This window comes from Lysobacter cavernae, assembly GCF_042648505.1.
Classification (GTDB): domain Bacteria; phylum Pseudomonadota; class Gammaproteobacteria; order Xanthomonadales; family Xanthomonadaceae; genus Lysobacter_L; species Lysobacter_L cavernae.
On sequence record NZ_JBHRXK010000002.1, the window covers coordinates 224,198 to 245,350 of the forward strand.

At 69.3% G+C, this 21,153-nt stretch carries 19 protein-coding genes; 12 read left to right on the top strand and 7 right to left on the bottom strand.

The window, feature by feature from the left end:
* Positions 1-102: 102 nt before the first annotated feature.
* On the bottom strand, positions 103-408 hold the full coding sequence (locus ACFOLC_RS05460; protein ID WP_386758219.1) for a hypothetical protein: 306 nt from the start codon (positions 406-408) through the stop codon (positions 103-105).
* Positions 409-532: 124 nt separating this feature from the next.
* Between ACFOLC_RS05460 and ACFOLC_RS05465 the strand changes: the two genes are divergently transcribed.
* Positions 533-2,638, top strand: a complete 2,106-nt coding sequence (locus ACFOLC_RS05465; RefSeq protein WP_386758220.1) for a TonB-dependent receptor family protein — start codon at positions 533-535, stop codon at positions 2,636-2,638.
* Between the two features lie 2 nt (positions 2,639-2,640).
* Here ACFOLC_RS05465 and mddA read toward each other — a convergent pair whose 3' ends face one another.
* Entirely contained in the window at positions 2,641-3,399 is a 759-nt protein-coding gene (gene mddA, locus ACFOLC_RS05470; protein ID WP_386758221.1) for a methanethiol S-methyltransferase, read from the bottom strand.
* Between the two features lie 187 nt (positions 3,400-3,586).
* Between mddA and ACFOLC_RS05475 the strand changes: the two genes are divergently transcribed.
* From ACFOLC_RS05475 to ACFOLC_RS05490, 4 genes are all read left to right on the top strand, one after another.
* The gene (locus ACFOLC_RS05475) at positions 3,587-4,639 is read left to right on the top strand and encodes an alpha/beta fold hydrolase (RefSeq protein WP_386758222.1); all 1,053 of its coding nucleotides are present in this window, start codon (positions 3,587-3,589) and stop codon (positions 4,637-4,639) included.
* Between the two features lie 263 nt (positions 4,640-4,902).
* On the top strand, positions 4,903-6,867 hold the full coding sequence (locus tag ACFOLC_RS05480; protein WP_386758223.1) for a SpoIIE family protein phosphatase: 1,965 nt from the start codon (positions 4,903-4,905) through the stop codon (positions 6,865-6,867).
* Positions 6,867-7,298 (top strand): ATP-binding protein, encoded by a 432-nt coding sequence (locus ACFOLC_RS05485; RefSeq protein ID WP_386758224.1) that lies wholly within the window; start codon positions 6,867-6,869, stop codon positions 7,296-7,298. The genes ACFOLC_RS05480 and ACFOLC_RS05485 overlap by 1 nt, the downstream gene beginning before the upstream one ends.
* A 29-nt stretch (positions 7,299-7,327) precedes the next feature.
* The gene (locus tag ACFOLC_RS05490; protein WP_386758225.1) at positions 7,328-7,717 is read left to right on the top strand and encodes an STAS domain-containing protein; all 390 of its coding nucleotides are present in this window, start codon (positions 7,328-7,330) and stop codon (positions 7,715-7,717) included.
* Positions 7,718-7,972: 255 nt separating this feature from the next.
* Here ACFOLC_RS05490 and ACFOLC_RS05495 read toward each other — a convergent pair whose 3' ends face one another.
* The 3 genes from ACFOLC_RS05495 to rsgA form a co-directional block, all read right to left on the bottom strand.
* Complete coding sequence (locus tag ACFOLC_RS05495; protein ID WP_386758226.1) at positions 7,973-10,273, bottom strand: NADP-dependent malic enzyme; 2,301 nt, start codon at positions 10,271-10,273, stop codon at positions 7,973-7,975.
* 168 nt (positions 10,274-10,441) lie between these two features.
* Positions 10,442-11,704 (bottom strand): flavohemoglobin expression-modulating QEGLA motif protein, encoded by a 1,263-nt coding sequence (locus ACFOLC_RS05500; RefSeq protein ID WP_386758227.1) that lies wholly within the window; start codon positions 11,702-11,704, stop codon positions 10,442-10,444.
* 6 nt (positions 11,705-11,710) lie between these two features.
* Positions 11,711-12,835, bottom strand: coding sequence for a ribosome small subunit-dependent GTPase A (gene rsgA / locus ACFOLC_RS05505; protein WP_386758228.1), 1,125 nt, complete (start codon positions 12,833-12,835; stop codon positions 11,711-11,713).
* Positions 12,836-13,006: 171 nt separating this feature from the next.
* On the opposite strand from rsgA, the gene ACFOLC_RS05510 reads away from it, so the two are divergent.
* The 6 genes from ACFOLC_RS05510 (at position 13,007) to ACFOLC_RS05535 (ending at position 17,133) form a co-directional block, all read left to right on the top strand.
* Positions 13,007-14,257 carry a pyridoxal phosphate-dependent aminotransferase gene (locus ACFOLC_RS05510; RefSeq protein WP_386758229.1) on the top strand — a complete coding sequence of 417 codons (1,251 nt, stop codon included), beginning with the start codon at positions 13,007-13,009 and terminating at the stop codon, positions 14,255-14,257.
* 9 nt (positions 14,258-14,266) lie between these two features.
* A complete protein-coding gene (locus tag ACFOLC_RS05515) occupies positions 14,267-14,896 on the top strand; it encodes an SGNH/GDSL hydrolase family protein (RefSeq protein ID WP_386758230.1) in 630 nt (209 codons plus the stop codon).
* A gap of 32 nt (positions 14,897-14,928) precedes the next feature.
* Positions 14,929-15,600, top strand: coding sequence for a methyltransferase domain-containing protein (locus ACFOLC_RS05520; protein ID WP_386758542.1), 672 nt, complete (start codon positions 14,929-14,931; stop codon positions 15,598-15,600).
* Between the two features lie 23 nt (positions 15,601-15,623).
* Complete coding sequence (locus ACFOLC_RS05525) at positions 15,624-15,992, top strand: VOC family protein (protein WP_386758231.1); 369 nt, start codon at positions 15,624-15,626, stop codon at positions 15,990-15,992.
* Positions 15,993-16,052: 60 nt separating this feature from the next.
* The gene (locus ACFOLC_RS05530) at positions 16,053-16,676 is read left to right on the top strand and encodes a hypothetical protein (RefSeq protein WP_386758232.1); all 624 of its coding nucleotides are present in this window, start codon (positions 16,053-16,055) and stop codon (positions 16,674-16,676) included.
* 259 nt (positions 16,677-16,935) lie between these two features.
* Entirely contained in the window at positions 16,936-17,133 is a 198-nt protein-coding gene (locus ACFOLC_RS05535) for a hypothetical protein (protein ID WP_386758233.1), read from the top strand.
* A gap of 89 nt (positions 17,134-17,222) precedes the next feature.
* On the opposite strand, the gene ACFOLC_RS05540 is transcribed toward ACFOLC_RS05535, so the two are convergent.
* Positions 17,223-18,098, bottom strand: a complete 876-nt coding sequence (locus ACFOLC_RS05540) for a polysaccharide deacetylase family protein (protein ID WP_386758234.1) — start codon at positions 18,096-18,098, stop codon at positions 17,223-17,225.
* 69 nt (positions 18,099-18,167) lie between these two features.
* On the opposite strand from ACFOLC_RS05540, the gene grxD reads away from it, so the two are divergent.
* Positions 18,168-19,094 (top strand): Grx4 family monothiol glutaredoxin, encoded by a 927-nt coding sequence (grxD, locus tag ACFOLC_RS05545; RefSeq protein WP_386758235.1) that lies wholly within the window; start codon positions 18,168-18,170, stop codon positions 19,092-19,094.
* 72 nt (positions 19,095-19,166) lie between these two features.
* Here the strand turns inward: grxD and ACFOLC_RS05550 are convergent, their stop codons facing one another.
* Complete coding sequence (locus tag ACFOLC_RS05550; RefSeq protein WP_386758236.1) at positions 19,167-21,011, bottom strand: DUF885 domain-containing protein; 1,845 nt, start codon at positions 21,009-21,011, stop codon at positions 19,167-19,169.
* Positions 21,012-21,153 lie beyond the last annotated feature (142 nt).

A 21,153-nucleotide genomic window follows, 5' to 3' on the forward strand; every position in this document is an offset into this window, starting at 1 on the left:
CGACCAAAGATGCAGGGCCGCTTAGTGCCGCCCTACGTTGGCGCATGGTGAGGCGCGCGGTGCCGGCGCCGCATGATGGCGGACAACGTGAGCGCGCTGCGGCTACTTCTGCGGCGGCGCGGCGGCGGCCGGCGGTCGCGGTGCCGCCGCCTGCGAGGCGCGGATGATCGCCTGCTGGAAAGCGATCATTTCCTCGCGCGTGGCCTTGCCGTCGTGGTTGGCATCCATGCGTTCGAACACCTGGCGCGCAGCCGCGGCGTGCTCGTCAGCGGTCACGGCACCGTCGTTGTTGAGGTCCATCGGCAGGCGCTGGGCAGCGGCGGGCGGCGGCGACTGCTGGGCCAACGCAGTGCTGCTTGCAGCGGCGACAATGGCCCAGATGAACAGCGAACGGACTGTGGTTTTCATGATCGATTCCTCTCCAGGCGACGCCGGTGCCACGCTCCCTGCCCGCCCCGGCGCGAACCGGGGGGCGCGGTGGTTGTTACGGCGCCGGTCGCGGCGAGCGGCCACACTCGGCCACTGGGCGGACGTGGCGCCGATCGCGCTGGCCATCGCGCTGGCGCCGACCGGGCTGCACGCGCAGACGCGCGCCGAGACCGCGGCGGCGACCCTGGACACGGTGGAGGTGCTCGGCGGACGCCGTGCGCTGGCCGATTTTCCCGGCGCGGTGACCGTGCTCGACGGCGCCACGCTGCGCGCCGGCCAGCGCCAGGTCTCGTTGTCCGAAGCGCTGGTGCGGGCACCGGGCATCACCGTGCTGGACCGGCAGAACTACGCGCAGGACCTGCAGATCCAGAGCCGCGGCTTCGGCGCGCGCTCCACTTTCGGCATCCGCGGCATCAAGCTGGTCGTCGACGGCATCCCGTCGTCGGCACTGGACGGCCAGGGCCAGGCGGCGGGTTTTCCGCTCGGCGCGCTCGACCGCATCGAGGTGCTGCGCGGGCCGCTGGCGCTGCAGTACGGCAACGCCGCCGGCGGCACGATCGTCGGCCACATCGCGCTTGACGGCGAACCCGGCGCCGGCGTCGACGGCTGGGTCGGCGAGCACGACAGCCACCGCCTCGCGGCCGGACTCGCCGGCGGCAGCACGGACGATGCGTGGCGCTGGCGGGTGCTCGGCAGCCACTTCGCCAGCGCCGGCGAGCGCCCGCACAGTGCCGCCGAACGCGCGCAACTGGACGCGGTCGCGCAATGGTCGCCGACCGCCGATCGCCGCCTGCGACTGGTGCTGGGCGGGTTGTCGCAACCGGACACCGACGACCCGCTCGGGCTGACCCGCGCGCAATGGCAGCGCGAGCCGCACGGCACTGACCCGGCGGCGCTGCTGTTCGACACGCGCAAACGCATCGACAACCGCCAGCTCGGACTGCGCTGGGAGGACGCGTATGCACCCGGCCGCGAGCTCTGGCTGGGCGGCTACGGCATCCGTCGCGACGTGGTGCAGTACCTGGCGCTGCCGGTCGTGGCACAGCGCGCGCCGAGCAGCGCCGGCGGCGTGATCGACCTGGGCCGTCGCTCGGCCGGACTCGACCTGGGCCACCGCTGGAGCGGCACGCACGGCGCGCTCGCGATCGGCGTGGAAGCCGGGCAACTGGACGAGGCGCGGCGTGGTTACGAGAACTTCGTCGCCGATGCCGACGGCGTGCAACTGGGCGTGCGCGGTCGCCTGCGCCGCGACGAGGACAACCGCATCCGCAGCCGCGAGGCCTACGTGATCGGCGACGTGCGACCGGCCGAGCACTGGAACCTGCTCGGCGCGGTGCGCCATTCGCGCCTGGCGTTCGCCTCCGACGACCACTACCAGGCGCCGGGCAACGGCGACGACAGCGGCCGCCTGGACTACGACGAGACAGCGGCGTCGCTGGGCGTGGCGCGCGCGTTCACGCAGGGCGAAGTGTTCGCCAGCCTCGGCCGCGGCTTCGAGACGCCGACGGTGACCGAGCTGGCCTACCGCCCCGACGGCGGCGCCGGTTTCAACCGCGATCTGCAGCCGGCGCGGTTCGACTCGGCCGAGGTCGGTGCGCGCTGGCGTTTCGCATCGACCAACGCCAACGTCGCGGCGTACCGCATCGACGGCAGCGATGAGATCGTGCCGGCCGACAGCCGTGGCGGCCGCGCCAGCTTCGCCAACGCCGGACGCACCCGTCGCGAGGGTATCGAGGCCGGACTCGACGCACGGCTCGGTGCACAGTGGAGCTACGCGCTGACGCTGAACTGGTTGCGCGCGACCTTCCGCGAGGACTTCAGCTACCGCGTGGTCAGCGGCGGCAGCGAGCAACTGCGCCAGGTCGCGGCCGGCAACCGCATCCCCGGCATTCCGCGTGCCGACGGTTATGCCGAACTGGCCTGGAGCAGTGCCGACACGCACACGCTGATTGCCCTGGAGGCCCGCGCCAGCGACCGCATTGCCACCGACGACCGCAACAGCGATGCCGCGCCCGGCTACGCGCGCTTCGCGCTGCGCCTGCAATGGCGAGCGCGCAGCCCGGGCTGGCACGGCTTCGTGCGCATCGACAACCTGTTCGACCGCGATTACGTCGGCTCGGTGATCGTCAACGAGGGCAACGAGCGCTATTTCGAGCCGGGCGCCGGGCGGGCATTCACCGTGGGGCTGGGCTGGACGACAGGCAGTTGAGGCTACGGGTGCGCCGACTGCACCGCCCGGCGTGACGCGCGGCGCGCGCCGGGCACCAGCATCGGCACATCGCGGCGGTACTGCGCGTACTCGGGCAACGTGTCGAGCAGGTCACGCTCTTCCAGGCGGATCGCGATGAGGATGTAGGCGGTGGTCATCACGGCAAACAGCAGGTGGGTGACGGTCATCGTCGGCGTCGCCCAGAAAGCGAAGAACCAGCCGACGTAGAGCGGATGCCGGACCAGCCGGTACGGGCCGGGTGTCTTGAACCCCAGCGACCGATACGGACGACCGCGGAACTGCAGCCACACCTGGCGCAGGCCGAACAGGTCGAAGTGATTGATCAGGAACGTCGACACCAGCACCAGGGCCCAGCCGAATGCGAAGGCAGCGTACAGCGCCACGCGCGCGATCTCGTTCTCCACGTTCCACACCACGCCGCCGATGGGACGCCACTGCCAGAACAACACGATCAGGGCCAGGCTCGACAGCAACGTGTAGGTGCTGCGCTCGGCGCTTTCGGGAATCACGCGCGTCCATGCACGCTTGAACGCGGGCCGCGCCATCACGCTGTGTTGCAGGGCAAACACCGACAGCAGCGCCAGGTCGATGGCCAGCGCCAGGCCCAGGCTGGAGTCGCGCGTCGAATCCATCGCCTTGGGCACCCACAGGTTGCCGACGAAACCGATGGCGTAGAGGAACGTGGCGAAGAACACCAGGTAGCACGCCACGCCGTAGAGCAGGATCAGGGTACGTTTCATCGCAGCCTCGATGCGCCGGAGCGCGTCGGGGGACACGCGGCCGGCCGTTGGGAAGGTGCGGCAGCATCGCCCGCACCCATGGGTCGAAACAGGGGAACGATGTCCCGGCACGCGCCACGGCATGCCGCTACCAGGTGAGGTTTGTCCCGTCTAGACTGCGGCCGGGTGCAGACAGGGTTCCTCCGCGATGAGGCAGTCGATCCGTTACCTCACCACCGGCGATGGCACGCGACTTGCCTGGGCATCGATGGGCTCGGGCATGCCCCTGGTCAAGGCCGCCAACTGGCTGAGCCATCTCGAATACGACGTGGAAAGCTCGATCTGGCGCCACTGGGTGCGCTTCTTCGGCGAGCACTTCCGCTTCATCCGCTACGATGAGCGCGGTTGCGGCATGACCGGCGGCGATGCACGCGGCCTGTCGCTCGATCACTGGCTGGCGGATCTGGAAGCGGTGATCGACGCAGCGGACCTCGATCGACCGTTCGCGCTGATGGGCATCTCACAGGGTGCGGCGGCGTGCGTGGCGTACGCGATCAAGCATCCGCACCGCGTCTCGCACCTGCTGCTGTACGGCGGCTACGCGCGCGGTGCGTACGAACGCGACGATGCCGAGGCCGCGCGCATGTACCATGCCATCGTCGACATCGCGCGCGGCGGCTGGGCCGACCAGAACCCGGTGTTCCGGCAACTGTTCACCGCGCGTTTCATTCCCGACGCCACCGAAGCGCAAGTGCACTGGTTCAACGAACTGGCGCGCACCACCACGACGGCGGAAGCGGCCGGCGCGCTGCTGGAGTCGCGCGCGCGCGTCAACGTCACCGCACTGCTCGGCCAGGTCGCCACGCCGACGCTGGTGCTGCACGCCCGCCAGGACGGCGTGGTGCCACTGCAGGAGGGTCGCCTGCTCGCCGCGGGGATACCCGATTCGCGCTTCGTCGAGCTCGAATCGCGCAATCACGTGCTGCTGGAAAACGAGCCGGCCTGGAGCCGATTCTGCGAGGAGACGCTGCAGTTCCTGTGCAAGGGCCAGGAGAAACCGGCGCTGTCCACGCTGACCGAGCGCGAGCGCGAGATCGTCGCCGGACTGGTGGCGGGCCACACGAATTCCGAGATCGCCGCGACGCTGTTCATCAGCGACAAGACGGTGCGCAATGCCCTCACCCGCATCTTCGGCAAGCTGGGCGTGCGGTCGCGCATGCAGGCCATGGCGCTGCTGCGCGACGATGCGACAACGCGCTGAGGACTGAAGCGTCCAGGTTGGCATCACAAACCTGTTCGACCGCGACTGCGCCGGCTCGGTCATCGCCAACGACAACAACGTGCGCTATTTCGATCCCGACGCCGGCCGCATCGTGACGCTTGGCCTGGATCGGGCACCGCACTGACCGACCGCCACTTTCTGTGACGGCCAACGCAGCTTGCCGACGCCACGCCTCGCCCCATTCACCTCACCGATTCCCTGCGTATGATCGGGACAGGGGATTGATGCAAGGCTCACTCGCGATGTCCACCGGACTTCAAGCACTGCCGCTCGGCCGGATCGACAGCGTGCGCTGGCGCGACAGCCTGCGCTTGCGGATCGCACTGTGGTCGGGCCTGGTCGGGGTGCTGCTGGTGGGCCTGATGATCGGCGGCGTGGCCTGGTACCTGCGCGGGCAGATCGACCGCGACGCGCACCTGGACACGATGGCCAATGCCCTGCAGGCCGCCGAGCAATTGGATGCAACGATGCGTGCGGTGACGGTGAGCACCGACGGGGTGTCGGACCTGGCCGCCAACTCGGGACTGGATCCGGCGGCGCTGACGGCAACGCTGCGCTCGCTGGTCAAGGCCACGCCCGGCTGCGCCGGCGGGCTGCTGGCATTGGAGCCGACCGCGCCGGGCGGTACGCCTTTCGCGCGCTACGTGCAGGTCGACGGTGTCGACCGCGACTTCGTGGCCGAGGGCTACGGCTACCGCAGCAAGCCGTGGTACGCCCGCACGCTGGACACGTCCGCGGGCTGGTGGTCGGAGCCGTATTTCAGCGAGACTGCCGGCAACCGCTGGATGGTGACTTACAACAAGCCGCTGCGCCCGACCGGCAACCGCAGCCGCGCCGGCGGAATGGTCAGCCTGGACCTGCCGCTGAGCGCGTTGACCGACCACCTGCAGACCCTGGCCCACCTGCCCGACTGGCGCGTCAGCCTGGTCGCCCCCGGCGGCACGCTGGCGCTCAATCCGGACGTGACGGTGAGCCGTGGGCTGTCCCTGGACCGCTTCATCCAGCAGTCCGGCCGCCACGACCTGCTGCCGGCGGCGCAAGCGGTGCACGAGCAGCGCCACCTGCAGCTGGTGCACATCGACGCACTGAACGGCGAAAAGCGCTTCACCGTGGTCGAGCCGGTCGGCGACACCGGCTGGAGCGTGCTGGTGGCACAGTCCTACTCGCTGATCATCGCGCGTCTGAATCGCATGCTGATGGTGCTGGCGGCGACCGGCCTGCTGCTGGCCGGGCTGTGCATGCTGCTGATGCGGCGCCTCGCCGGCCGCATAGGCCAGCCGGTACAGCAGTTGGCGACATCGGCCACGCGCCTGGCCCAGGCCAACTACGAGACCCCGGTACCGCATACCGCACGCCTTGACGAGGTCGGCCTGCTGGCACGCGCCTTCGATCGCGCGCGCGGCTCGATCCGCACACAGCTGAGCGAGATCGAACACCTGGCGCGCAACCGGCAGAAGCTGGAGAGCGAGCTGTCGATCGCGCGCGACATCCAGTTGGCGATGCTGCCGGCGGCGCCGGAGGTGCGGATCGACGGCCACCGCCTGCAAGCGCATGCACAGCTGGAGCCGGCCAAGGCGGTCGGTGGCGATTTCTACACGTTCTTCGTTCGCGAAGGCCGCGCGTTGTGGTTCGCGATCGGCGACGTCTCTGACAAGGGCGTGCCGGCGGCACTGTTCATGGCACGGGCGATGACCGTGCTGGAGGTCGCCACCGGCCTGGGCGGCGCCCCGGACCGGGCGTTGCGCATGGCGGCCACGCGCCTGATCGAAGGCAACGACACCTGCATGTTCGCCACCGTGCTGTGCGGCGTGGTGGATGCCGGCAGCGGTGAACTGGCCTTGGCCAGCGCCGGCCACGAAGCACCGGTGCTGCTGCACGCCGACGGCCGTCGCGAACTGATCGAGGTGCCGACGGCACCGCCGCTGGGCGTGGAGATTGCCGACCACTACCCGGTGTGGCGCGGCCGCCTGCAACCCGGCGACGCCCTGGTCGCGTACACCGACGGCATCAGCGAAGCGCTGAACTGCGACCAGCAGGCCTTCGGCAACGAGCGCATGCTGGTCGCCTTGCCGGCCGCTGCGGACGCGCGCGGCCTGTGCGAGGCGTTGGTGGCCGCCGCCCACGAGTTCGCCGACGGCGCGACGCAATCGGACGACATCACGGTGCTGGCATTACGCTACGACCCGACCGACCGAGGCGACAGCTGATGCGGTTTCACCTGGAGATCCCGTGCGAACGTGCGCACCTGGCTTCACTGCTGAGCGCGATCGACCAGGCCCTGCACGCACACGCGGTGACGGGCGCGTTGCGCGAGGATCTGCATCTGATCGCGGAAGAGGTGGCCTGCAACGCGATCGACCATGGCGACAGTGGCGGCGAACGCGCTGCGTCGCGTCACCTTGTCGTCGGCATCACCCGCGATGACGACGACCTGCATGTCGAGTTCCGCGACAACGGCCGCCCGTTCGACCCGCTGGCGCAGGAAGCACCGGACCTGGACGCGCATATTCTGGAGCGCCCGATCGGCGGCCTCGGCGTGCACCTGGTGCGCGAACTCGCACACAGCATCCGTTACCGACGCGAGGGACCGTACAACGTACTGCACGTGGTGCTGCGCACCGCCGATCGCTCCCGCTGACCCTCCGCCCCTCCACCGGTGAAATCCACATGGAACTGCTGATCCGCATCGACCCTCCGAACAACGGCTCGCAACGCATCGCGCTGGAAGGGCGCCTGGACACCCACAGCTACGCCGAGCTGGACCGCCAGCTGCAACCGTTGCTGGGTCCGGGCACCCATTCGCTGGTGCTGGACCTGGGCGAACTGGAGTACATCAGCTCGGCCGGCATCCGCTCGATCTTCAAGGCGCGCAAGGCGCTGGCCGCTCATGCCGGCAAGGTGCTGGTGTTGAATCCGCAGCCGCAGATCCAGAAGGTGTTCGACGTGGTGAAAGCGGTGCCGATGAGCGAGATCTTCACTTCGGCCGAGGAAGCGGACGCCTATCTGGACGCGATGCAACGCAAAGTGCTGCGGGGAGATGAGAAAGACGACGCCTGACCGTCATCCCCGCGAAAAAGAACGACGGCAACCTGACTGACTCGCGCGCGAACGCTCGAGCACTGCGCGCCCGGGCGGCTGCGGGTTGGGGACAGGGCGCACTGACTAAATCAGCGCCGCCTCAAGGCAACGCTGAATGAGTGTCGTCAATCCCGCGAAGGCGGGATCCAGCGCGTTCAAGCCGCTGAAAGATCAAGTCCCTGGATTCCCGCCTTCGCGGGAATGACGAGCGGAAGCGACTTGATCGGCATTGCCTTAGCCCCCCTGCCCCAGCGACGCGCGGATCTGCGCGTCGACCGCGGCGATCGCGGTCATGTTGACCACGCGGCGCGGTGTCGAAGCCGGCGTCAGGATGTGCGCCGGCTTGTCCAGGCCCATCAGGATCGGGCCGATGGCGACTCCGTCGGTCATCACCCGGATCATGTTGTAGGTGATGTTGGCCGCATCCAGGTTGGGCATCACGAACAGGTTGGCGCGGCCCTTGAGCGTGGTGCTGGGGAAGATGCGGTGGCGCAGCTCGTCGTCCCAGGCGGTGTCGGCCTGCATCTCGCCGTCCATCTCCAGCTTGGGCATGCGCTGCTTGATCAGCTGGTAGGCACGGCGCATCTTCGCCGCCGAGGCGTTGTCGTGGCTGCCGAAGTTGGAGTGCGACAGCAGCGCGACCTTGGGCTCGATGCCGAACAGCTTGAGGCGGTAGGTCGCCTGCAGCGTGGCCTCGGCGATCTGCTCGGCGCTGGGGTCGACCTGGACGTGGGTGTCGAGGAAGAACCACACACCCTGGTCGTTGATCACGCCGGTCATGGCGGCCGTGCCCTGCACGCCCTTGTCGAAGTCGAACACGCTGCGCAGGTAGCCCAGCTTCTTGTGGAATCGACCGACCAGGCCCGAGATCATCGCATCGGCTTCGCCACGCTCGACCATCAGCGCGGCGATCAGCGTCGGCCGCGAGCGCAGCAGGTTCTTGGCCGCGGCCGGGGTCACGCCGCGACGCTCGGTCAGGGCGTGGTACTGCTGCCAGTAGTCGTTGAAGCGCGGGTCGTCATTGATGTTGGTCAGCTCGAAATCGACGCCGGCGCGCATGCGCAGGCCCAGGCGCTCGATGCGCGTGTCGATCACGTCCGGGCGGCCGATCAGGATCGGGAAGGCCAGCTTCTCGTCGATCACCGTCTGCACCGCGCGCAGCACGGTTTCTTCTTCGCCCTCGGCGTAGACCACGCGCTTGCGGTCGCTGCGGGCGCGGTCGTAGACCGGCTTCATCACCAGGCCGGTGCGGTAGATGAACTGGCCGAGCTTCTCCTCGTACGCCGCCATGTCCTCGATCGGACGCGTGGCGACGCCCGACTCCATCGCCGCCTGGGCCACGGCCTTGGCCAGCATCACCAGCAGGCGCGGATCGAACGGACGCGGGATCAGATACTCGGCGCCGAAGGTCGGCACATCGCCGCCGTAGGCGCTGCCCAGATCGGACGACTCCATGCGCGCCAGCTGCGCGATCGCGCGCACGCAGGCCAGCTTCATCTGCTCGTTGATGACGGTGGCGCCGACGTCGAGCGCGCCACGGAAGATGTACGGAAAGCACAGCGCGTTGTTGACCTGGTTCGGGTAGTCCGAACGGCCGGTGGCGATGATGCAGTCCGGACGCACGGCCTTGGCGTCCTCCGGCAGGATCTCCGGATACGGGTTGGCCAGCGCGAGGATGATCGGCTTGGCCGCCATCGTCGCGACCATCTCCGGCTTGAGCACGCCGCCGGCGGACAGGCCGAGGAAGACGTCGGCGCCTTCAACAATCTCGGCCAGCGTGCGCTGCGCGGTGTCGCGAGCGTAGCGGGCCTTGTCCGGATCGAGGCGGTCGCGGCCGGCGTAGATCACGCCCTCGCGGTCGAACGCGGTGATGTGCTCCTTCTTCACGCCCAGCGCGACCAGCATGTCGAGGCAGGCGATGCCGGCGGCGCCGGCGCCGGTGGTGGCCACCTTGACGCTGCCGATGTCCTTGCCGACCACTTCCAGCGCGTTGAGCACGGCGGCGCCGACGATGATCGCGGTGCCGTGCTGGTCGTCGTGGAACACCGGGATCTTCATCCGCTCGCGCAGCTTGCGCTCGACGATGAAGCACTCCGGCGCCTTGATGTCCTCGAGGTTGATGCCGCCGAAGGTCGGCTCGAGGCTGGCGATGATGTCGACCAGCTTGTCCGGGTCGCGCTCATCGACCTCGATGTCGAACACGTCGATGCCGGCGAACTTCTGGAACAGCACGCCCTTGCCTTCCATCACCGGCTTGCCGGCGAGCGGGCCGATGTCGCCCAGGCCGAGCACGGCGGTGCCGTTGCTGATCACCGCGACCAGGTTGCCGCGCGCGGTCAGCTCGCTGGCAGAGGTCGGGTCCTCGACGATCGCCTCGCAGGCGTAGGCCACGCCCGGCGAGTAGGCTAGGGCCAGGTCGCGCTGGGTCACCATCGGCTTGGTCGCGCTGACCTTGATCTTGCCCGGCGGGCTGAGGCGGTGGTAGTCGAGCGCGGCTTGCTTGAGATCGTTGGCGGACGGCGATTGGTCGGACATCAGGACGGAAACCACGGGCGGGCCGCCGATTCTAGCCGCTTTCCCGCGGCGGCCGAGGACGGTGTGGTATGGCCATGCACGTCGCCTTGGCAAACGGGCAATCCCGCCACCTTGCCGATGCTGGCGTCATCGCGCGTCTCGGCCGATGACCACGCTACCGGCGCCGCGCTATACGTCGAGGAAACCGTCGCTGCGGGCGATGCTGTCGAGGCGGATGCGGTTGGCGAACAGCGAGAAGGCCAGCATCCCGGCCAGGCCGTTGGCGCGTGCCACCCAGTGCGGTAGCCAGCGCGGCGGCGCCAGCACCCCGGACTCGAACAGCGGCTCGAAGCGCTGCACGTCGGCCAGGGTCATCTTGCCGGCAAACAGCCAGCGGCACAGCTGCAATTTGCGCTGGCGCAGCGCCCAGCGGAAGAAGGTGTGCACGCCGACCAGGCCGCGCAGGTACACGGTGTCCTTGGTGAAGGCGGCGCCGCCGCTGGTCGGCACGCCGCGGAACACGCGCTGGGCCGAGGCGAAGCTGTCCTCCGGCGACTGCTCTGCAGCGAGGAAATAGCGGAACACCTCGATGAAATCGGCGCCGTCCAGCGCCAGCGCCACCGCCTCGATGCGCAGGCTCAGGCGCTTCATGCGGCCGATGTCGATGCTGCCGGTGATCTGCTCGGCGAAGGTCGCCAGGCCTTCCTGGGTCTCGGTGCTGCGCGGTGAGGACAGCGCCAGGCTCGGCAACACCGGCTGCTCGCGACCGTTGAGCGCGGTCAGCGAGTGCACGAAGGCCTCGTGCTGCAGCAGCTGGTTGCGGTCGTAGTCGCTGAAGGCGGCGCCGTGGCGCAGGCGGATGCGGGTGGCGCCGGCGGCAGCCTTGGCGATCAGGTCGGGGTCGAGCTCGACCTCGATCACGCGGCCGTCGAAGTAGTCGTCGAGGTCGCGTTGCAGTTGCAGCTGCAGCGCGGTGGCGGAGATGGTGACGTGCTCGGCCGGCGCCATCAGCTCGTGATCGAGCTCGTCGGCGATCGAGATGAAGTGCTGCGCCGCCTCGCGCGTGCTCGGGCCGTTGCCGGGCAGGGCTTCGTCAGGGCGACCGAACAGGCGCACCGAGTGCGCGGTCACCGCCGGCGTGCCCAGCGCCTCGATCAGCTCGGCCGCGGTCGCCCAGCTGCGCGCCGATTCGGCGACGTAGCAACCCAGCGGATGCTGCGGATCGGCCGCGGCGGCAATGGCCGCCAGCTCACGGCGCACCTCGCCGAAATCGTGGCGCGGGTACTCGACCTGCGGCAGCTTGGCGACGCCGCGGGCGTAGTCGGCGAGGAATTTATCCTCGAGGCCGGCCGGCCAGCTGGCCAGGCCCAGCAGCTTGATGTCGCGCACCGCGTGCACCATGCGCGCGTCGAGCGCGGCATGGTGGGCGACCTCGGGCGCGCGTTCACTCATGGCCGATCAGTGGCGGCCGTACTTCTCGTCGGGCCGCTTGTTCGGCGCTTTGCCCTGCACCTTCGCCGCGGCACTCTCGGCACGGCGGTTGGCGAGCTTGTTGGCGGCGCCGGCGACCTCGTCGCGCAGCTTGAGGTAATTGGCGAATCGCTGCGGATCGAGTTTGCCCGCCTCGATCGCCGCACGCACCGCGCAACCGGGCTCGCGTGCGTGTGCGCAATCGCGGAACTTGCACTGCTCGGTCAGGGCCTCGATGTCGCTGAAGTTCTCGGCGACGTCTTCCTCACCGGTCGGCTTGAGCTCGCGCATGCCCGGCGTGTCGATCAGGCAGGCACCGGACGGCAGCGGGATCAGCGCGCGGTGGGTGGTGGTGTGGCGACCGCGCGCGTCGTGCTCGCGCACCGCGGCGGTCTTCATCTTGTCGACGCCGAGCAGGGTGTTGGTCAGGGTCGACTTGCCGGCGCCGGAGGAACCGACCAGCACCGCGGTGCGGCCGGGCCGCAGCCACGCGCTGAGCGCGGCGACGCTGTCGGCGTCCTTGGCGTTGACCGCGCGCACGGCGATGTCCTGCGCGGCCAGCTCGACCAGGGCGGCCAGCGCCACGGACACGGCGTGGTCGTTGCTGCCGACGGCCTGGTCGGCCTTGGTCAGCACCACCACGGGCTCGGCACCGCCGCGCACCAGCAGCAGGTAGCGCTCGATGCGGCGCGGATTGAAGTCGGCGTCCAGCCCGCAGACGATGAACACGGTGTCGACGTTGGCCGCGATCAGCTGCTGCTGGTAGTGCTCGCCGGCGGCGCCGCGCTTGATCGCGCTGCGGCGCGGCAGCAGCGCCACCGCCTTGCGGCCCTCGATGAGCAGCCAGTCGCCGACGCCGGGGCGCTGGTCGATGGTGACCGTGCCCTTGCGGTAGCCGGGCGGGCGCTGCCACTGCGGCAGGGATTCGACCGGAAACCCGCTGTCCGGGCCGTCGGCGACGACATAACCGCTGCGGTGTTGCTCGACCACCCGCACCGGCCGCGCCTGCGGGTGGGCCGCCAGCAGCTCGCGCCAGGCAGGTTCCGCCGGCAAGGTTTCACCGGCCGCCACGGGCCAGCCGATCGCCTGCAGGGCGAGAATCTCGGGAGTCAAAAGGCACGCTTCGCATCGGGCATGGCCGGATTCTACATACGACCGCCTGGCGGCTTGCGGTCCGACGTAGGGCGGGGAGCACCAGGCAGGGCGATTTACCGCCCATATCCGCTGAATTGGACCGATGATTCGGCTAGTCTGAGGGCTGTCCGTCCCATCCCCCTGCCGCCGATGTCCCTGCCCCCCGTGAAAACCCGCGAACGCCTGTCCGAAGTCCGTTATGAAATCCGCGGTGAACTCGCCCGCCGGGCACGCGAGCTGGAGGCCCAGGGCCGCAAGCAGATCAAGCTCAACATCGGCAATCCCGGCGCGTTCGGTTTCCGTGCCCCCGAGCACCTGCAGCGCGCGATCGCCGAGCGCATCGCCGACACCGACCCGTACACCCACCAGCAGGGCCTGCCGGCCGCGCGCGAGGCGATCGCCGCGTTCCACAAGCAGCGCGGCACGCCCAACGCCGCGCCCGAACGCGTGTTCATCGGCAACGGCGTCAGCGAGCTGATCGACCTGTCGCTGCGCGCGCTGCTCAACCCCGGCGACGAGGTGCTGCTGCCCTCGCCCGACTACCCGCTGTGGTCGGCCGCGACCATCCTCAACGACGGCCGCCCGGTCTATTACCGCTGCGCGCCGGAGAACGGCTTCCTGCCCGACCCGGACGAGATCGAGGCGCTGGTGTCCTCGCGCACCCGCGCGATCGTGCTGATCAACCCCAACAACCCGACCGGCGCCGCCTACCCGCGCGAGCTGCTGGAACAGATCGTCGCGATCGCCGCGCGCCACAAGCTGCTGCTGATGACCGACGAGATCTACGACTCGATCCTCTACGACGGCGCGCAGTTCACCCCGATCGCACCGATCGCCGGCGACCTGCCGTGCCTGAGCTTCGGCGGCCTGTCCAAGGTGCACCGCGCCTGCGGCTGGCGCGTGGGCTGGGCGGTGCTGTCGGGCGACCCGCTTGCCAGCGGCGACCTGCACCACGCCATGGACCTGCTCGGCGCGCTGCGCCTGTGCGCCAACGTGCCGGGCCAGTTCGCGATCGAAGCCGCGCTGCACGGCGAAGACACCATCGCGCCGCTGTGCGCGCCGGGCGGCCGCCTGTACGAGGCACGCCGCGCGGTGGTCGACAGCATCGCCGCCAGCAAGCACCTGCAGCTGGTCGCGCCGGCCGGCGCGCTGTACGCGTTCCCGGCGGTGACCGGCGCGGCGGCGCAGGGCTTCGATGACCACAAGTTCGCGCTCGAGCTGCTCGAAACCGAGGACGTGCTGGTGGTGCCGGGCTCGAGCTTCAACGTGCCCTACCGCAACCACTTCCGCGTGACCCTGCTGCCGCAGCCGGACGACCTGCGCGAGGTGTTCGCGCGCATCGAGCGCGTGCTCGACCGCCACGTCGAGCGCGCCGGCACCCAACGCGCCGCGGTGGCCTGAGCTGCGGCCATGGCCTCCGTGCCGACAACCGCGCTGTCCTACCTCGCGCTCGGCGACAGCTACACCATCGGCGAGGGCGTGGCAGTGGACGGGCGCTGGCCGGTGCAGCTTGCCGCCGCCCTGCACGCACACGACATTGCCCTGGCGGCGCCGCGCATCATCGCCACCACCGGCTGGACCACCGACGAACTGGCCTGGGGCATCGACGGTGCCGAGCCGCTGGGCGAGTGGGACTTCGTCAGCCTCGCCATCGGCGTCAACAACCAGTACCGCGGCCGCAGCGCGGTCGATTACCGCGGCGAGTTCGAGGCGCTGTTGCTGCGCGCGATCCGCTACGCGCGCGGCCGTGCCGACCGGGTACTGGTGCTGTCGATCCCGGACTGGGGCGTGACCCCGTTCGTGAAGACCACCCCGGCCCAGCCCGAGACCATCGCCACCGAGCTCGACGCCTTCAACACCGCCGCGCAGGTGGTGTGCGAGGCACACGGCGTCGCCTTCGTCGACATCACCGCGGCCTCGCGCCAGCGCGGCGCCGAAGTGGACATGCTGGCCGAGGACGGCCTGCACCCGTCGGCGGCGATGTACACGCTGTGGACCGCACTGGCGCTGCCGGTCGCGCGCGACCTGCTGGCGCAATGAGCGCCTATCCGGCCAACGACGCGACACGGCCGCTGCCGCGCGAACAGGCCGCGGACATCGCCGGCGCATTCCGGCCCGCAACACGCTTCGGCAACCGCTGGGACTACTACTACACGCGCAGCAAACTGCGCAGCGACCCGCTCTACCCGGGGGTCTGCGACGCGCTGCGCGGCAGCGACGCCCCCTTGCTCGACCTGGGCTGCGGCCTGGGCCTGCTCGCCCACGCACTGCGCGCCGACGGGCAGACGCTGCCCTACCGCGGTGTCGACAACGACGCCGGCAAGGTCGCGCGCGCACGTCAGGCAGCGGCGCGCGGTGGCGTGGCCGATGCGGTGTTCGACACGATGGACCTCGCCACGACCCTGCCTGCCCACCGCGGCAGCGTCACGGTGCTCGACGTGCTGCAGTTCATCCCGCCCGCGGCGCAGGCGCGCCTGCTCGACACTGCAATCGCGATGCTGACGCCGGGGGCGAAGCTGGTGATCCGCACCGGCCTGGACGACGGCAGCGGCCGCGCCCGCATCACCCGCTACGCCGACCTGTTCGCGCGTGCGGTGGGCTGGATGAACGCGGCGCCGAAGCATTACCCAGAGGCCGAATCCCTGCGTGCGCGCTTCGACGCCGCCGGGTTGGCGTCGCAGTTCATGCCGCTGTCTGGGAATACGCCATTCAATAACTGGCGGATCGTGGCGGTGAAACGATAGTTTGGCGTCACAACGGAGGCTGCATGAGTCTTAACCGCCTTGTTCCAATGCAGCCGGTCAGTGATATGCCGGCGAGCGTGGCGTTCTACGAAAAACTTGGCTTCGCTGTTGAGAATCGCAATGACGAGTGGGGATGGGCCATGCTGCGTTGCGGGAACTGCCAACTCATGCTTGATCAGTCAATCAATCTCCATCCTGGTATTCCCAGAATTTCAGTTCTTTATCTCTATCCGGAAGATCTGGCGAGCTTCCATCGTCGTGCAAAAGAGAATGGCCTCTCCGTCCCTGATCTGGACACTACGTTCTATGACATGGCCGAGTTTCGCCTGGAGGACCCGGACGGCAACCGCCTGTGGATTGGGCAAGCCCAAAGTACTCACGGTGGCGCCTAACAATTCATTCAAGCCCCAAGCCGCTTCGCGGCTGGCTTAGCTCAGGAGTTGGATGCCCCGATGAAGCTGATCGCAGCCCTTGGCCTCGTCACTGTTCTTGTGGCCTGCGCCACCGTACCAGTTGCGGACCCGTGCGCCCATGACAAGGCGGCATTGCTCGCGCTCGACGAAAGCGCCTTCGACCAGGACCTGTCCAACGGTGGAGGTGGTTGGAGAAAGATCGGCAATGTTCCAGGCTGCGAGCCCGCTGCCGCTGACCTCATCTCGGCTTACCGGGTCCAACATCCCTCCGCGAGTTCCACTCTGGCCTGGCACGAAGGACAGATGCTGGCCTCGGCGGGGCAAAACACACGTGCCATTCCGCTGCTTGAAGGCGCCAGGAAAGACCCGTCCCAGGATCACGCCGGCTGGAATCACTACGTCGACGCCACGGTTGCGTTTCTTCGCAACGACAAGGCCGGGCTGTTGCAAGCCAGGGATCACCTTGCTGCGGTTCCCTACCCGACCGACGCGGGCATGCCCGCGCTGAGGGACGGTTACATCGAGCTCCCCACGCAACCCGGGCAGCCTTCCATAAAGATGCGTTGGCCACCGAATATCGAGGTGGTCGATGGATTTGTCGCCTGCTTCGGCAGGGCATACAACGAAGCTTATGGCGCGTCGTGCCGTCCTGCTGCTCCATGAAAGCACACCGACCATTCACCAAGCTGCACAGCAAGACCTGACGCGAACCCGCCATGCCCAAGCCCATCGTCATCGCTCTCTTGGCCGTCGCGGCGTTCGCAGTGCTGTCGCTGGCCTCGGGTGCCGCGTATCTGGAGGCGACTTTGCCCGGGGGACTTCCACTCGGAAACGCACTGGCGGCGGTGGGGCTGTGCGCGCTGGCTGGCGCCGCGCTCGGACTCAGCGCACGCGCGGCACGACGCTGCGCGTGGCGTCTGTCATGTCCTTGCTCGTAGCCGTCGCCTGGCTGCCCGGCTCCATCGCGCTCGCCGGCAACCTGGCGCTCAACTTCAGCGGCGGGCGGGGTTTCGCCTGGATGACCTTCAGCCTGGTCGCGGTCTGCACTGCGACCTGTTCGCTGGCGTGGGCGGTTGTCGCCTGCTGGCTGGCGGCACGCAGACGCGCAAGCACAGCCTGATCGTCCATCCAGTCCAAGCCACGGCCCGATCAGGCGGGGACCACATCACGGTACAGGGAAGCTCATCGATCCCTGCCACACGGGTGCAGTCAAGCCACGGGGTTCCCGCCTGGCCGAAGGCCAGCCTGCCCTGAGCCTGTCGAAGGACGGGAATGACGAGTGAAAGCAATTTCAGGCAGCGCTTCCATCGCCTCCGGCAGCACGCAGCGATAACCCAGTGCATCCAGCCGCCGCAGCAGCAGCGCCAGGGTCTCGGCATTGCGGCCGTGCGCGGCGCCCTCGTGCAGCAGCACGATCGCGCCCGGCGCCAGGTCGCGTTCGATCCGCGCCACCACCCGCGCCGGGTCGCGCAGCACCGCGTCGAAACCGCGCGCCGACCACGCCACCCGGGCCAGGCCGTGCTCCTTCAATGCGACCGCGACGAACGGATTGGCCATGCCGACCACGGCGCGGAACCAGCGCGGCGGCATGCCCGCCAGTTCGGCCAGGGTCGCCTGTGCCGTGGCGATCTGCGCCCGCATCGCCCGCGGCGACAGCGCCCAGAACGTTGCTGATGGATGGTCGTGGCTGTGGTTGCCGATGCCGTGACCGCGGCGGACGATCTCGCGCAGCTGCGCCGGCCGCACCTGCGCGCGCGCGCCGACGACGAAAAACGTCGCCCGCGCGCCGTGCGCGTCGAGCAGGTCGAGCAGCGCCGGCGTGTCGTCGGAGGGACCATCGTCGATGGTCAGCCAGACCACGCGCTCGGACGTCGGCAGCCGCGTCAGCACCGGGCTCAGCAGGCGCGACTGCGGTCGCAACGTCGCCCAGACCAGGACCAGGTGCGTGAGCAGCAAGGCCGGCAGGCCGACGCGCCAGCCATAGCCCCACCACAGCGCGATCACCGCCAGCTGCGAGGCGCCGAACAGCCACGCCCAGGCGTGCGGACGGCGCGGCGGACGGTGCAGGGCGGCGGCCGGATTCATGCCCCATCCTACCTTGCGCCGTAGACTGCCCGCCCCCACCTCGACACCGTCCCCACCAGGTTGCTGCCCATGTCCCTCGACCCCGCGCTGCGTTCGCGCATCGAATCCCTCCTGCAGTCGAACCGCGTCGTGCTGTTCATGAAAGGCTCGCCGGACGCGCCGCAGTGCGGCTTCTCGGCCAAGGCCGTGGGCGTGCTGAACACGTTGCTGCCGGCCGGCTACGGCCACGTCGACGTGCTCGCCGACGCGCAGATCCGCGAGGGCATCAAGCAGTACGGCGAGTGGCCGACGATCCCGCAGCTGTACATCGACGGCCAGCTGGTCGGCGGCAGCGACATCGTCGTGCAGATGGCCGGCAGCGGCGAGCTGCACGGCGTGCTCGGCCTGCCCGCACCCGATCGCAGCCCGCCGAAGCTGAGCATCACCCCCGCCGCCGTGCAGATGCTGCGCGGTGCGATCGCCAACGCCGGCGACGGCTACGCCGTGCAGCTCGACATCGACGCGCGCCACAACGCCAAGCTGCAGCTGGCCCCGGTCGATGCCGACGCGGTCGCGGTCGAGGTCGACGGCGTGCGCGTGCAGACCGATTGGCTCAACGCGCGCCGCGCCGACGGCGTGAGCATCGACTGGGTCGATGACGAGCGCGGCCGCGGCCTGATGATCCACAACCCGAACGCGCCGCCGGCGGTGCAGGCCATCGCGCCCGCCGATGCGGATGCACGCGTGCGCGCCGGCACGTTGCGCCTGGTCGACGTGCGTCCGGCCGACGAGCGCGCGCTGGCGTCCGCGCCGGTCGCGTTCGATACGGTCGACCAGGGCGTCGAGGCCCTCGAAGCCCTGCCCAAGGACACGCCACTGGCGTTCCTGTGCCATCACGGCGGCCGCAGCCAGCAGGCGGCCGAGCACTTCCGCGGCCTCGGTTTCAGTGAGGTCTACAACGTCGTCGGCGGCATTGATGTCTGGGCCGATTTCGACGCGGGGATTCCCAAGTACTGATCGCTGCGGTGCGACGGGGCGCTTGCTTCGTCGCAGCGACACCACGGCCCGGAGCTGCTGGACAGTGGGGCATCAGCGCGCGGGCACGCGCTCCTGCGTCGCGATCCAGTCGTCCACGGCTGCCTCCACCACCGCCAGCGGCAGTGCACCGTTGCCGAGGATCAGGTCGTGGTAGGCACGGATGTCGAAGCGATCCCCCAACTGCTTGCGCGCACGTTCGCGCAACTCGACCATCTTCAGGTGACCGATCTTGTAGGAGCACGCCTGGCCCGGCTGCACCAGGTAGCGATTGATTTCGGTACGCACCTCGACCATCGGCATGCCGAGTTTGCCGTGCATGTAGTCGACGGCCCGCTCCGGCGTCCAGCGCTTGCGGTGCAGGCCGGTGTCGACCACCAGGCGCACCGAGCGGAACAGTTCCGCGCGCAGCCGGCCCAGATCGCCCCACGGGTCGTCGCGGTACAGGCCCATCTCGGCGGCGAGCTGTTCGGCGTACAGCGCCCAGCCTTCGGTGAAGGCACTGGGGTTGAGGCTGCGACGCAGCACCGGCAGGTCGGTCAGGGTCTGGCCGATGGAAATCTGGAAGTGATGCCCGGGCGAACCTTCATGGTAGGTCAGCGTCGGCAGGCTCCAGCGCGTGTTCACCTGCATGTCGGCCAGGTTGATGAAGTAGGTGCCCGGCCGTGACCCGTCCATCGCCGGCGGGATGTAGTACGCACCGGGCGCGGTGGCCTGCGACGCCTTCGGCACCGCTCGCACGTCCAGCGGTTGCGGCGGAACGCGGCCGAAGTACGTCGGGATGTGCGGCTCCAGCGCGACCAGCGTGCGGCGGACGTCGGCGATCAGTTCCGCGCGCCCGGCATCGGAGTCGGCGTACTGGAAGCGCGGGTCCTTGGTGAGCGCGGCCATGCGCTCACCCACCGTGCCGTCGCGCAGGCCCTGCTTGCGCAGCAGCGCATCCATCGCCTTTTCGATCCGCGCCACTTCGGCCACGCCGATGCGGTGGATCTCGTCCGCGTCAAGGTCGGTGCTGGTGTACCAGTGCAATGCGGCGTTGTAGTACGCGTCGCCCTCGGGAACCGCCCACAGCCCGCGGCTGCCCGGCTTGGTCGCGATCACCTCGTCCAGGCGCGCCAGCAGGCGCGCGTAGCCGGGATTGGTGTCGGCACGCACGGCGGCAATGGCCTGGTCCACCAGCGCAGCGCGGCGCTCGGCGGACAGGCCGGCGATCTGGGCGAGCTTGCGCCGGAACGCGTTGACGAACGAGCTGTCCTGCGGCGCAGGCTGGATCAGGCTGCGGATCTGCGCCGCCGCGCCTTCCAACCCGACCTGGGGCGGCAGCACGCCGTTGCGTGCCTGCAGGTCGAAGTTGGCCCGCACCTGATCCAGCTTGGTGGCGATGGCATGCAGGCGCGAGATGTACGCCTTGGCGCTGGCCTCGTCGCGCACCGCGTGCTGGTTCTCCATGAACTGCGGCAGCGACACCGGTACGCTGAAGAGCTGGTCGACGGCGTAGGTGGACGCACCCACCGGCAGCCAGGCCGGCGCCCAGTCGACGCGCATCAGTTCGATCTGCCGCGCGTAGAACCACGCGGCCAGGTCGTAGCTCCAGCGATCCTGCCCGGCGAGCTGGCTGCGATCCCACTGCTGCAACGTGTCGAGGTAGCCCTGGATCTCCTTGCGCAGCACGTCGCGGCGCGGCAGCGAGACGTCGGTGAGCTGGCCGGACAGGTCGATGCCGTCGCCGGAGATGCCCAGCGCCGTGCGCAGCTCCGGATCCCTGCGGATGGCCCCCATCGCCTGTGCATCGATCAATGCGCCGACGGTGGCCGGCCGCGCTTCGGGCTCGGCTGCATGGCAGGACGCACCGATGCACAGCGCGGCGATCCAGGTCAGTGGGTGAAGAACACGACGCATCGAAGCTCCTGAAGTGGTCACGGCCTCGCATCGATGCACGGACCATGCACGGATGGAACGACCAAGAGGGGCCGGCAGCCTGCCAGTTTGCTCGGCACCACGCCATTCCGGCGCGCCGCGCGGTGACCGCTGCATGCCCGGA